Consider the following 14047-nt stretch of genomic DNA (forward strand, 5'->3'; position numbering starts at 1 on the left):
TTGGCGGAAGACGCCAAAGCCGATGGCGGGCAGTTTATTACCGGCGGCGAGCGAATGGGCGACAAGGGCTACTTCTATGCGCCGACGCTGGTCACCGGCCTGCCGCGCCACAGCCGGCTGGTCGTGGAGGAGCAGTTTGGGCCGATTGTGCCACTGCTGGAGTTCAGTGATATCGATGAACTGATTGCTCACCTTAATCAAAGCAAATTTGGCCTGGCGGGCTCGGTATGGTCGCCCGATGTGGCCGAGGCAACGGCAATCGCTGCACGCCTCGAAACCGGCACGGTGTGGATTAACCAGCACCTGGCCATGATTCCTCAGGCACCGGTATCCGGCCGCAAATGGTCGGGGGGCGGTGTGGAGAACGGGCAGCTTGGCTTTGAAAGTTACAGCGAGCTGCAAACCCTGTCGATTGCGAAAAGCTGATGTAGTACGGAGAGAAACGATGAAAATTTACGATATTACCCTCGATATAGAACCCGGCATGCTGTATTGGCACGAGGGCAAAACCCCGGAAGTGATGGATGTAACCACCATCAAAGATGGCGCTCCGTCTAACGTTACCCGCTGGTTGATCGGTTCACATACCGGTACCCATATCGATGCACCTCGCCACTTTATTGATGACGGCGCGACGGTAGAACAGTTGCCCATTGAGATGTTTGTCGGGCGCACCCGGGTGATGGACCTGATTCACATTGGTGATCGTGCGATTACAGCTGACGATATCAAGGCGATCGGTCTGGACGGTGTGACCCGCGTGCTGTTCAAAACCACCAACTCTGCAAAGCGCATGATCAAGAAAGAATTCTCGGATGACTGGGTGGGTATTGCTCCCTGCGCTGCCCAGTATCTGGTAGACAACGGCGTGCAGTTTGTCGGTATCGACTACGTGACCATCGAGGCGCCAGAGCACTCGGTAGAGTGGCCGACACACCACATTCTGTGCGGCAACAACGTGATTATTCTCGAGGGCGCCAAAGTAGGTGAGATTCCCGACGGTGAGTACTTCATGTGCTGCCTGCCCATGCGCCTTAAGGGATCGGAAGGGGCGGCGACCCGCACCATTCTTATCGACGGCATCACTGAGGGCTGATCGATGGCAGGGGTGATCTCCACACCGCACACGCTGGCGACCGAAGCCGGTATGCAGATGTTCCGCGCTGGCGGCAATGCCGTCGATGCGGCGCTGGCGGCGGCGGCCGTGCTGACGGTGGTTTACCCCCACCAGTGCGCCTTGGGTGGTGATGCCTTTGCGCTGGTCGAGTCGGCGAGTGGAGACGTCACCGCCTACAACGGCTCTGGCGCGGCGCCCGCCGGGCTCGACGCCGACCTGCTTCGCGCCCGTTACGATGGCATTCCCGATGCGGGGCCGCTGTCGATCTCGGTGCCCGGTCTGGTCGCGGCCTGGTACAGCCTGTCGTCCTCGCAGGGAACACTGCCGTGGGCCGAATTACTGGCTCCGGCGATTGCGCTGGCCGACGACGGCGTGGCGGTATCGCGCTCGTTGGCGGCGGGCATTTTATACCGTCAGGGCGCGATGAACCGCGCCTTGCGCGAGTTGTTACTACCGGGTGATCGACCCTTGGCGGAAGGCGAATGCTTTGCCCAGCCCGCCTTGGCCGACACCCTGAGAATCCTGGCTGAGGAGGGCGCGGACAGTTTTTATCGGGGTTCGCTGAGTCAGCGCGTTGTGCGCGGGCTGAACGCCGAAGGCTGCCCGATCAGCAGTGAAGATCTCGCATCGCATCAGACCGCGCTCGACGACGCGCTGTCGCTGCACTATGACGGTGTTGAATTTCTCTGCTGTCCGCCTAACTCCCAGGGCTTTGTTTTGCTCGAAGCCCTTGCGTCGCTGGACGCACTCGGCCTGCCACTGGATGCCCGCGGTGAAGGTGCCCGGCATCTGCTGCAGGCGCTGTTGATGGCGGCCGATGATCGAGAAGCCTTGTTGGGAGATCCACAGCGTAATCCGATTGATATGGCCGCGCTGTTTGATCGCACGGCACTGGCAAACCGACTCAGCCACGCGATTCAGACCGGGCAGGCACCTGCGGTGAATAATCCGGTGGCTCACGGCGATACCGTTGCCGTTTGTGCGATGGATGACAGCGGCGTGTCGATTTCGCTGATTCAAAGTGTGTTTCAGACCTTTGGCTCAGCTGTCCTCGAGCCCGAGACCGGCATTATTTTTCACAATCGCGCGCGGGGATTCTCGCTCGACCCTGAGGCCCCCAACTTTCTGCGCGCGGGCTGTCGTCCCGCTCACAGCTTGATGCCGTTGCTGTTGCGCCGCGAAGGCCGCGCCTTCGCCTCGCTGGGCACCATGGGGGGCAAAGCCCAACCTCAGATTCTTGCCCAGTTGCTGCCGGGTGTGATGGCGGGCACGGCCTCGCTGGAGGCTGTGCTGGCAACGCCGCGCTGGGTATTCGGCGCCCGGGATATTGATTTTCCTGGCCCTACGGTGGCCATCGAAGCCGATGCGCCCGCCGAACTGGATCAACATTTGAAAATACATGGCCTGGATGTGGCTCGCGTGCCTGCCTGTTCCGAAAGCGTGGGCCATGCCCAGGCGGTCCGCCGCCGCGCGGATGGAGAACTGGAAGGCGCCGCTGACCCACGCTCGGATGGCAATGCCGGCGTCTGTGCCGACTGAGACATCGCCGCTGCCGCTGATAATTTCGTGAGGTATTCGTGAACAAGGAATTACTGCAAGCCACACAGGATCGGATTAACCGTATGCCGCGCGTCCGTCTCGGTCAGTTTCCCACCCCATTGATGGAAGCGCCGCGTTTGAGTGAAGCACTGGGCGGGCCGCGCATTCTGTTCAAGCGGGATGACCTGAGTAATGTCGGTCTGGGTGGCAATAAGGCCCGCAAGCTCGAATATGTGATTGGGCGGGCCGTGGCCGATGGCGCCGATACGCTGGTGATCTGCGGTGGTTTTCAATCCAATCTTGCGCGGATTGCTGCGGCGATGGGGTCGCAACTGGGTCTGCAGGTAGAGCTGATTCTTGGCGGCGTGCCCGGCGAGCCCAGACATCCCGTAGGCAATTTGCTGCTCGACCACCTCTATGGCGCCAATGTGCGCTTTGTCGAAACCCTGCCGCGATGGGAATTCGGCGACACGCTTGCCAATGTTGAGCAGGAGCTGATTGCCGAAGGCCGTAAACCCTTTGTCGTACCGCTGGGTGCCTCCAGTCCGGAGGGCATGGCCAGCTATGTGGAGGCCAGTCGCGAGCTGTATCAGCAGCTTGAGTGCAGCGGTGTCGCGGCGAATTACCTCTACGTGGGGGTGGGTTCTGGCGGGACGTTATCCGGTTTGGCGCTGGCCCATGCCAATCTCGAACTGCCGTATGCACTGCGCGGTATCAGCGTCAGCCGCGCCAGCGAACACTACCGAAACAAGCTGCCTGCCGATATGGGCGAAGCGGCGCTTCAGCTTGGCCTGAGCCAGGTACCTGCGGGCGACAGTCTCGACATTGACGATCGCTTTATCGGCGGTGGCTACGGCGAGACCTCCGACGGCAGCAATGAGGCCATCGCGCTGGTGGCAAAAACCGAAGGTGTACTGCTGGACCCGGTGTACTCGGGCAAATGCATGCACGGATTGATTCAGCACATTAGGGAAGGGCGTATAGCGGCCGATGACACCGTGGTGTTTCTGCACACCGGTGGCTGGCCTGCGCTGTTTTCTTACGAGGCCGAAACGCTAGGCGTGAGTACCGAGGCGCATTGTCTGCCCCCGGTCCATGTTGTGAACGAGTAAGGCTGTAATTGGCAGCGCGTGGCGCAGAGGCGCGAATCGGGCTGCCGCATTCAATGAATGGAGATACGCATGACTGACAAACTTCCTCTCGAACAAGAGGCTCTGGATCGCATCTGGTTCCACGTCACGGCTCCGGCGGCACTGCGCGCCAAGGGCGGGATGACCGTCTTTGAAAAAGGCGAAGGCTGCTATCTCACCGACATCCACGGTCAGGAGTATGTTGACGCGCTGTCTGGCGGCGCCTTTGTGACCAACATTGGTCACGGCCGCAGTGAAGTGGCGCAGGCGATGGCCGAACAGGCCGCCAAGCTGGCCTATGTTACGCCGTACAACTTTGCCGCCGAGCCCACCATTCGCCTGGCGGAAAAGCTTAAAGACATCACACCCGGTGATTTGCACCGCGCGTTTTTTACCTCTGGCGGCACCGAGTCGGTAGAGACCGCGATCAAGATTGCCAAGCAGTATCACTGGCTGAAGGGGGAGCAAAAGCGGACGAAAGTCATCAGCCGTCGCGGTTCTTACCACGGCTCCAGCTTCTTCGCGATGAGCATTTCCGGCGCCAGTCACGACTTTAACAGCAAAATTTTCTCTCCCATGGTGCCCGGCTGCGTGCAGGTGCCACACCACAATATCTACCGCCACGACCCGAATATGAGCGAGGAAGCCTACGCGCAGTTCTGTATTGATGCGGTAGAGCAGACCATTCTCCATGAGGGACCGGAAACCGTCGCGGCGATTATCGCCGAGCCGATTCCAGCCTCGGCGTCGATTTATCTGCCGCCCGACACCTACTTCAAACAGTTACGCCAGATTGCCAATAAGTACGGTGTGGTGCTGATTATCGACGAAGTGATTAACGGTTTCGGTCGTACCGGCAAAATGTTCGCCTCGGAACATTGGGACATCGAACCCGACATTATGACCATGGCCAAGGGGCTGACCAGCGGCTACGCGCCAATGGGCGCGGTGATGGTCAGCGAAAGAATTACCTCGGTCTTCGATTCCGCCAAGGGCCGCGAGTCTGGTCTGAACCATGTGATCAGCTTTGGTGGTCATGCGGCATCGGCCGCAGCGGCGCTGAAGAATATCGAAATCATGGAAACCGAGGGGATGGTCGAAAACTCCGCCGCAATGGGTGACTACTTGCTGGAAGGCCTGAACGAGCTGCGTAAATACAAGATTGTCGGCGATGTTCGCGGTAAAGGTCTGCTGACAGCGGTTGAGCTTGTTCAGGATAAAGAAACCCGCGCGATGTTCCCGCCCGAAGCACAGATGATGGCGAAGATGACCAACCAGCTCCGCGAACACGGCGTCTTGGCACGTACCTATCAGGTGGTGGAGTTTGGTCCGCCGCTGTGCGCCACCAAGAAGGAAATCGAGAAAATTGTTGAGGCAACGGAAAAGTCCATTGCCTGGTTCAGCAAAGAAGTGGGTATCGAATAATGGCAGACAAACAGGCAGTAATTATTGGCGCTGGCGTGATCGGCTGCGCGGTGGGTCTGCAACTCAGCCGCAAGGGATACAGCGTGACGCTGGTCGATAAAAACCCCGAAGTGGGCTACGGCTCTACCAGCAATTCCTGTGCAGTGGTGCGCTTCTCCTATTCCAGTCTGGCGACAACGGCGCTGGCTTACGAGGGCTATCATTACTGGAAGGATTGGGCGAATTTTCTCGGTGTGGAAGACGAGCGCGGCTTGGCGAAATACCACGAGTGTGGCCACCTGATGATCAAATCGTCGCCGGACGATCGCCCTCATGTGGCGGAGTTCTACAAGCAATTGAATATTCCCTTCGAAGAGTGGGATAACGCGTATATTCACGAGCGTCTGCCGCTGTTCAATCTGAAACTCTGCGGCCCGGTTGTAGCGGTAGAAGACCCGGATTTCTGGGAAGTGCCGGAAAACGACGGCGAAGTGGCTGGCGGCGTGTTCGCACCCAACGCCGGTTATATTGGCGATCCACAATTGGCGACGCACAATCTGCGTCGCGCCATTGAGGCCAATGGTGGTCAGTTCATGCTCGGCCAACGCGTGGTTGGCATTGACCGCCAGAGTGGCCGGGTGTCGGCAGTACGTCTGGAAAGCGGCGAAATATTGACGGCCGACGTGGTGATCAATGCCTCCGGTCCCTATTCAGGCAAGATCAATGAAATGGCCGGTGTCACCAGTGATATGGCCGTGAAAACCAAGGCGTTGCGCCGCGAAGTTCACCACCTGCCCAGCCCGAAAAGTTTCGATTTTGAGCATCAGGGGGTGATGACGTCGGATGACGATCTTTACCTGTACTACCGTCCGGAAACCGGCAACAAGGTCACGGTTGGTTCCGGTGATCCGCCGTGTGATTCCCAGGTCTGGGTGGACGATCCGGATAATTTCAATCGTGAATTTACCGAGAGTCAGTGGACGGCACAGGTCTACCGCGCGGCTCGCCGGATTCCTGAGTTGCCCATTCCCAGCCAGGCTTCCGGTGTGGTGGATCTCTACGATGTCTCCGACGACTGGATTCCCATTTATGATCGCTCAGAACTGCCGGGCTTTTACATGGCGGTGGGCACCAGCGGTCACCAGTTTAAAAACGCCGGTGTAGTGGGCGATCTGATGGCAGAATTGGTGGATGCCTGTGAAAAAGGCTACGACCATGATGCGATGCCGCTCACTTATCAATGTCGTTATACCGGCAATGAGATCAATCTTGGCATGTTCTCGCGCCGCCGCGAGATCAACCGGGAAAGCAGTTTTTCTGTTCGCGGCTAGTATCGCGAAACGCTGCAGGTAACGCCGTATTTTTCCAGGGCCTGGGGTTTCCCCAGGCCCTTTTTTTTTGCCAAAAAATCAGGATGTAAATTCGACGTTTGCAGACCGAAATAGCGCCACTTAAGTTCGCTGTTAAGTTCATATTATTTCGATGAAAAACGCAGGAAATTGCCCGGTAAAAACCGCCTTTATTTAGTGCCGCCGCACTCAATGTGTGCGCTTTTTACCGCCATTTTTACGTGAAAAACCGCGATGATGCGCCGCAATGGAAAGTGCCCTTGTTCTGTGTGTTTTTTGTCGTCGGGAATAGATGAGAATTCCTAATGATATTTATCAGCTTTTCCAATGTATGTAGCGGCATGACTGAAGGGTGGTGGATTTTTGCTCGCCAGGTCAGTGTTGTCGCTGTTGACAAGGTTCCAGTTGCTTCTCCTTTTTTTCTGTAATTTGTTGTAATTATTGAAAATTAATTATCCCTCCTGATTTTTTTCTGCAGGCTCAGCAAATACACAGTACGCGGCGACCGTTTGGAAACGGCGTGCTTTTTTCCCGTCTGAAAATTGCTCTGAAAACTTCTTTGTATTGGCCTGTTGTTTGCAATGTGAACTGGTGACCGCTATGCGTACTAAGGCTGTCCCGGTCTGACCACCTCGGTGGTGATCTCTTGGAGAAGGGCGGCCGTCTTATAGGCGACAAGAAAGAGGGGAGATATTCATGTCTCAAACAACCAGAAAACGGTTCCGTAAAAATGTACTGGCTGGCTGCATTTCAGCGGCTGCCATACAAGGTGCAGTGAGCAGTGCGGCCTTTGCTCAGGAATCTCAGGAGCGGGTCGTTGAAGAGGTGGTTGTCATTTCCGCCCAACGTAAAGATGCGGACATCATGGACGTGCCCATTTCTGTAACTAACTATACCTCGGAGCAAATGGATATCCAGGGTATTCGTCAAATCGAAGATATCAGCCGCTTGACACCGAGTCTGGTGTTTACTCGACAAGCCGGTTCGTCGGGCTCCAACTCGACCGATATTAACATTCGCGGTATTTCCTCGAATGTGGGTTCTGCCACCACGGCTATCTATATAGACGATACGCCTATCCAGATCCGTAACATCGGCTATTGGGGTGGCAACCCCTATCCGCGCATCTTCGATCTGGAACGGGTGGAAGTGCTGCGCGGTCCGCAGGGTACGCAGTTTGGTGCCAGCGCCATGGGTGGTGCGGTGCGCTTTATTACCCCGCAACCGGAGTTCGGCGATCCGAGTTTGTATGCTCGCGCGCAGGTTTCTTTCACGGATCATGGTGATGAAAGCTATGAAGCGGGTATCGCAGGCGGTATGCAACTCAGCGATACCGTAGCCGTGCGAGGCAGCATCTACCACAACCAGATCGGCGGCTATATCGATCAGGTGGAGGCGGTGAATGAGAACCGTGGTGGCCGGGTACTGAAGAAGGACATCAACTCCGAAGAGGTGACGGCGATCAAACTGGCCGCGACCTGGCGGGCCAGTGATGCGCTGACGATTACGCCATCATTGTATTACCAGAAGGTAGAAGGTGACTCCCGTGACGAATACTGGGAGAACTACACCGATTCGACGGACAATGACTATCGCACGGGTGTTCAGTCGCTGGAGCCCATGGCGGACAAGTTCCTGCTGCCGTCGTTGATGGTGCAGTACGACTTTGAAACCTTTGAGTTGATCTCGAATACCTCGTACTTCGATCGCGAGCAGGACGATACGATTAACTATCTGCGTTATCAGTCCTTCCTGCGTTCGGGCGACACCTTTGGCGATTACTCCAATAAGGTGGAAAACAACTCCGATACGGTGATGAATAACTCTCAGAAGAACTTTGTGCAGGAAATTCGTCTGCAGTCGTATAACGACGACAGCATGTTCGACTGGGCAGCGGGCTTCTATTACTCCAAAACCGAACAGACTCAGGAGCAGGCCTTCGGCTCGGGTCGTACACCGGGAAGCGACTTCCCCTCGTGGAATGGTTCGGGCTTTGATTACTACCCTCAGGTCGATGGCAAGTACAGCCTGTACCAGGAGCTGGAGGTTGAAGATGAGCAAACAGCGGTGTTTGCAAGCGTGGACTGGAAAGCCAGTGCAGCGCTGGTATTTACCGCAGCGGCGCGTCTCAGCCAGAACAAGTTTGATTACTGGGATATGAAAGACGGTCCGCTGAACAGCGGTACTCGCAGCGTGGTGACCGCCGATCAGAAAGAAACCGCGTTTACGCCGAAGGTTGGCGTGACCTGGACGCCCGACGATGAAAACATGTTCTACAGCACCTTGAGCAAGGGCTACCGCCCCGGTGGTGCACAGCCTAACGTGAACACGGAGTTCTGTGGCGCGGATCTGGCCGCACTGGGTCTGAGTGGTGCACCGTCGGCCTATGACGAGGACTCTCTGTGGGCCTATGAAGTCGGTAGTAAGAACGACCTGTTCAACGGCGCGCTGAAAATGGACCTTAACCTCTATTACATCGAGTGGTCCGATATTCAGCAAGAGGTGAATCTGCCCACCTGTAGTCTGTCGTTTATCGGTAACCTCAGTGATGTCACCGGTAAAGGTGTGGATGCCTCCTTCTCGTTCTCGCCACTGGCGAGTCTGGAAATGGGCTTCGCTGTCGGCTACAACGACACGACCTATGACGACGACGTCTATGCCGGTAACGGCGTACTGCTGAAGTCAGCCGGTCAGCGTCTGAGCGGTCCTCGCTGGTCCGGTAATGCCTTCCTGCAGTACGAGATGATGGTCATGGAGTACGAAGGTTACTTCCGTATGGACTATGACTTCACTCGCGACAATCTCGCAGCCGGTGGCCGTTCTGGCACCTTTGGCTACGACCCCGACCTCGATGCATTGCCGGGAACAAACTTCCTGTCGATGCGTGTAGGTGCTCGTCTGAACGGTGCGGATGTCTCCCTGTTTGTCGACAACGTCACCAATTCCGACGACAAGTTGGCCAGAGGACACGATGGTTCCGGTGCCGGTCTCTACTATGTTGAGTCATACCGTCCCATGACTCTGGGGATCACCGCCACCTATCGTTACTGATCAACACTGATAGTCTCCACCCTGTTGAGTCGGTGATGCCTGCTTCCGCTTGTTCATGTGCGGGAGCAGGCCCGGCTCCTTTTTGCGTTTAAGGCCAGAGGAGGTTTGTCTATGGTCTACCGAATTCTCAGCTCAGCGGCGGCGGTCGTTCTGCTTGCCGGCTGCAGCCTCACCGCCACTCGACCCGCAGCGGATTCGACTGCTGTCGAGGCGTGTAAAACCCTTAACTATCGCTATGCGCAGGCGCGCGACAGCGGCAACGCCGATGCCTACGGCGACTTGTTTGCCGAGAACGCGGTGTTCTACATGGGCAAAAAGCCCTATAAGGGTCGCGATGCAATCATCACCCGACTTCGAGAGGGGCAGGATTCTGCCAACTTCGCCCGCCTGCTGATTGACAATATGTACATCGAAAAAGACGGCGATGACTCGGCCACCGGTGTGGTGTATTTCTCGATGTATTACAGCGATGCTGATCCGAATGCGCCGCGTCCTATCGAAACATTCCGCCTGTTCATGGGCGAATATCACGACCGTTATACCCTGGCTGAGGGGGGCTGTAAGCTCGCCGAACGCAAGACGGTTCCACTGTTTATGGGCCGTTTTGCGAAGTAGCGACCCGAGGAGGACTCCATGCGCCTGATTATTCTGACTTGCCTGATGTTCAGCGGTCTGCTGCTGGCTGGCTGCGAGAAGCACATATCGGCGGATATGATTTTCTACAACGGCAAGGTCGTCACGGTTGACGATGACTTTACGATTGCCGAAGCCATCGCTGTAAAAGACGGCAAGGTCCTGGCAACCGGCAGCACTGAGCAAGTGATGAAAGCCAAATCTGAGGTCACCAAGCTGGTTGATCTCGATGGCAAGACGCTGTTGCCGGGTTTGATCGACAGTCATCAACATACGCTCTCTGCGGCGGTTTCTGAGTTCCGCTATCCGATTCCGGTCATGAAAACGGTGGCCGACGTGCTGGCCTTTGTGAAAGAGCGCGCGGCACAAACCCCGGAAGGCGGATGGGTGTGGGTGCGTACCACTTATCCAACCCGGTTGCGTGACCACCGCTTGCCCACCGGCGACGAACTGACGGCGGCGGCACCGGAGCACAAGGTGGTCTTTGCGCCGTTCACCATCTCGCCCTTTGCGGTGCTGAGCAAATCTGCACTGGCGGCCGCGGGCATCGATAAGGCGTTTGCTGCCGAGCATCCGGACGACATTATTGTCGATGAAGAGGGAGAGCCAACCGGTAAAATCCGGCATCACACCCGCTATATCGAGGATATTGGTACGCCCGACCACACCCAAACGCTGGACGAGCGCACGGCGATGTACCGCAAAATGAGCGGCATCTATAACAGTATGGGCTTAACCACCGTTGCCGATCGCAATACCTTCCCCGATGTATTGGCCTTCTATCAGTCGGTGGCGGATCGCGGCCTGGCAACCACTCGCATTGGTCTGTTTCATGCCTTGAGTACGGGCAAGGATGTGAAGGACGAGGACATTAAGGCCGAAATCCATCGCATTGCGGCGCTTCCCGTCGTGAACAGCCATGACCCGATGGTCCAGGTTGTCGGCATCAAGACCTTTTTCGACGGCGGTATTCTCAGCGGCAGTGCCTTGTTCAACGAGCCCTGGGGGAAAAGCCATGTGCACGGTATTACCGATCCGCATTACCACGGCAAATCCTTCATATCCCCGGAACGGCTGCGCATGATGATGGCGGAAACCATATCAGCCGGTATGCAGTTTACCTCGCATGCGGTGGGCGACGGTGCGGTGCTGGAAGTGGTGAAGGCCTACAATGATGTCAACAAAACCGTGCCGGTGAAGGGCAGTCGCTCGTCGGTGACCCACGGCAACTTCACCACGCCCTGGGCCATCGACAAAATGGCTGAGCTGGGCATCGTGGCGGATATTCAGCCAGCGTGGTTCTATCTCGACTCCTTCGCCCTGCTCAAGCAGTTCGGTGATGAGCGCCTGCGTTACTTCCAGCCCCTCAAGACCTACTTTGACAAGGGGATCGTCGTTGCCGGTGGTTCTGACCACTGGTCGCTGGAAGATCCGAATAACGCGGTTAACCCCTTTAACCCGTTTCTGGCGATGTGGATCAGTCACAGCCGCAAGGCACGCTGGGTAGAGAAGCCAGTGCATCCTGAACAAGCCATCACCCGGCAGCAGGCCTTGCGCATGTATACGATTAATGCCGCATTTGCACTGAACTGGGACGACATCGTGGGCAGTCTTGAGGCGGGAAAATACGCCGATATGGTGATTATCGATCGCGATATTCTCAGCTGCGACATCGACGACATCAAAGATACCAAGGTGTTGGAAACCTATCTGGCGGGTAAGCGCGTTTACGCGCGTTGAATTTCTGTTTGCGATGACAAGCCGGGCACATTGCCCGGCTTTTTTATGCCTATGCTGACGCGGTATTGGCTGCTTGTTCTGATGCTTGCCAAGCTCTGGGACGCGAGAGCACTGTGGTTCAATAGTACCGGGATTCAAGAGTACGGAGGTTCAAGATTGCCGAGATTAAAGAGTACGAAGGTTCAAGAGCACCGAGTCTAATGACAAACGGTGCAGACTTGCGTTTGCGCCAGTCGTTCGCGGTGGGTGAGGGCGGCACGTTTGGGAAAGGCGTCGCTGTGACAGCTATCGCAGCTCAATTCGCGACTGAGCACCACATCGTGCACCGATTCAAAGTGCCAGTATCCATTTTGGGGGCTTTTCAGACGGGCTTTCATCGTGGCGGCGTCGTAAGGGCTGTTCGCGGGGCGCTGAACCGTGATCTGTGGAGGTATCGCGCCAGTGCGAGTATCACCGAGTGCCTTGAGAATGCTCGCTGCGGCGAGTCGGCCGGTCATGACCGACGGCCCCAGATACAAGCCATTGATCCGGTATTTGCTGCCATTCATTCCCATGGAACCGGTCAGCTCACCCGCCGCGTACAGACCCGGAATATGCTGACCCTGTGTAGACAGCACGTGAGCGCCCTTGTCGATGACCACTCCGCCCATCGACTCGGCATTGCTGGGGTGAATGCGGATGGCGTAAAAGGGCGGCTCAGTAATGGGTTTAAGCGGCACCGCCGGCATGGTCACATTACCGGAGAAGCTGGCCGGGAAACGGCCGAAATCGCGGTCATTTCCCTCTGCCAACAGCGTATTGAAACGGGCAATACTGGCACTGAGTGTTGTCGCGGGCATGCCGGTTTTTTCGGCCAGTTCGCTCAGGCTTGCGGCTTTGGCGACGAGCTTGGGGTTGTTGATGAGTTCGCGCTCGTAGCGGGAGCGGTCATACCGGTATTTGATGGTGCGGGGTTTGAGCGTGCTTCTCACGCGATCATCGAATACCAGCCAGAAGCTGGCCTCCGGCAGGGTGGTCATGACGTCGAGAATGGCTTTGTTCGACGATAGCGGGTTAATAAAACGCTGGCCTTCATCGTTGAGCCAGAGACCCCGCGGACCACTCAGGGTGATGCCATGACCGCTGTCAGGGGCGGCGGGGTCCGGTATCCCAACCGGGTAAAACCAATGACGGTTCAGGTGCTGCTGGGCGGCGCCCAGGCTGGTCGCCATATCGTGGCCCAGCCCCTGTGCGAAATGACTGCCGCCCGCCAGCAGCGCGGCGTCGTCCGGAAAGTGGGCAGGCCAGTGATCGCGAATTCGCGCAAGACTGCCCGCCATGCCCCCGGTTGCCAGTACGATATGCGCTGCGTGATAGTCGCCTGCGGCACCGCTGCGCAGATTGCGGGTTTTCACGCCAATGGCTCGACCGCCTTCACTGAGGATATCGGTGACCTGTGTATTGAAGTAAAAATGGAGGTTCGGGAAAGACAGGGCTTTGCGGTAAATCGGTAAGACGATATCCCGGGCCTCGCCGTCGGGGTAGTGGAAGCGGGGGAGTGAGCGGTTGGTATCGTCGGCGACAAGATTATCGAAGACCACCCCCAGCTCTGTCAGCCAGTCGTAGACCATCGCGCTGGAATGATCCGCGTAAAAGCGCAACCACTTGGGGTTACCGTCTTCTGAATATGCCAGCCAGTCTTTGAGTGCCTGCTCCGTGCTGTCCTGAATCCCCGCGGCGCGTTGTTTTTCGGTGTTCACCATGGCGATGCCGCTGGCAAGAATGGCGTGGCCGCTGCCCTGGGAATTCATATCGAAGACGGCGACTTGGACGCCTTGCGCCGCCAGGTCAACGGCCGCTGACAGACCCGCGATGCCCGCGCCGACGATGATGACATCGACGGCGTCTTGGTGGCCGTCATCGACAGGCATGGCGGTGGCCGCATTGAGAAGGAGGGTGGCGATGAGCGTGGCGAGCAAGCGTCTAGTCATAATATCTCGTCATAACAACAGGAAAGTTCGCATTTTAAACAGTTGTTCGATAATACGCCTGCATGAATGCAGGCGCAATGACGACGCTGGGTGGACAGAGACCCGAGGGTAGAG

Annotated in this window: 10 protein-coding genes; 9 read left to right on the top strand and 1 reads right to left on the bottom strand. The window is 57.0% G+C overall.

Annotated features, from left to right (window positions below):
• The 9 genes from AC5DB9_RS06875 to AC5DB9_RS06915 form a co-directional block, all read left to right on the top strand.
• Positions 1-426 (top strand): aldehyde dehydrogenase family protein (locus AC5DB9_RS06875; protein ID WP_491732034.1); only part of this gene is annotated, 426 nt, incomplete at its 5' end.
• 19 nt (positions 427-445) lie between these two features.
• Positions 446-1096: a cyclase family protein gene (locus AC5DB9_RS06880; protein ID WP_022960252.1), complete on the top strand. Its 651-nt coding sequence runs from the start codon at positions 446-448 to the stop codon at positions 1094-1096.
• A gap of 3 nt (positions 1097-1099) precedes the next feature.
• Positions 1100-2656 carry a gamma-glutamyltransferase family protein gene (locus AC5DB9_RS06885; RefSeq protein ID WP_272991287.1) on the top strand — a complete coding sequence of 519 codons (1557 nt, stop codon included), beginning with the start codon at positions 1100-1102 and terminating at the stop codon, positions 2654-2656.
• A gap of 38 nt (positions 2657-2694) precedes the next feature.
• Entirely contained in the window at positions 2695-3768 is a 1074-nt protein-coding gene (locus AC5DB9_RS06890; RefSeq protein WP_272991286.1) for a 1-aminocyclopropane-1-carboxylate deaminase/D-cysteine desulfhydrase, read from the top strand.
• A gap of 69 nt (positions 3769-3837) precedes the next feature.
• Complete coding sequence (locus AC5DB9_RS06895) at positions 3838-5211, top strand: aminotransferase family protein (RefSeq protein WP_022960255.1); 1374 nt, start codon at positions 3838-3840, stop codon at positions 5209-5211.
• Positions 5211-6521, top strand: coding sequence for an NAD(P)/FAD-dependent oxidoreductase (locus tag AC5DB9_RS06900; RefSeq protein ID WP_272991285.1), 1311 nt, complete (start codon positions 5211-5213; stop codon positions 6519-6521). Before AC5DB9_RS06895 ends, AC5DB9_RS06900 begins: the two co-directional genes overlap by 1 nt.
• Before the next feature lie 714 nt (positions 6522-7235).
• Positions 7236-9590, top strand: coding sequence for a TonB-dependent receptor (locus AC5DB9_RS06905; RefSeq protein WP_272991284.1), 2355 nt, complete (start codon positions 7236-7238; stop codon positions 9588-9590).
• Positions 9591-9701: 111 nt separating this feature from the next.
• Positions 9702-10205, top strand: a complete 504-nt coding sequence (locus AC5DB9_RS06910; RefSeq protein WP_272991283.1) for a nuclear transport factor 2 family protein — start codon at positions 9702-9704, stop codon at positions 10203-10205.
• Positions 10206-10223: 18 nt separating this feature from the next.
• Positions 10224-11963 carry an amidohydrolase gene (locus tag AC5DB9_RS06915; RefSeq protein ID WP_272991281.1) on the top strand — a complete coding sequence of 580 codons (1740 nt, stop codon included), beginning with the start codon at positions 10224-10226 and terminating at the stop codon, positions 11961-11963.
• 197 nt (positions 11964-12160) lie between these two features.
• Here the strand turns inward: AC5DB9_RS06915 and AC5DB9_RS06920 are convergent, their stop codons facing one another.
• Positions 12161-13933 (bottom strand): FAD-dependent oxidoreductase, encoded by a 1773-nt coding sequence (locus AC5DB9_RS06920; protein ID WP_273009709.1) that lies wholly within the window; start codon positions 13931-13933, stop codon positions 12161-12163.
• Between the last annotated feature and the right edge of the window lie 114 nt (positions 13934-14047).

The sequence above is a fragment of the Spongiibacter sp. genome, from assembly GCF_984394615.1.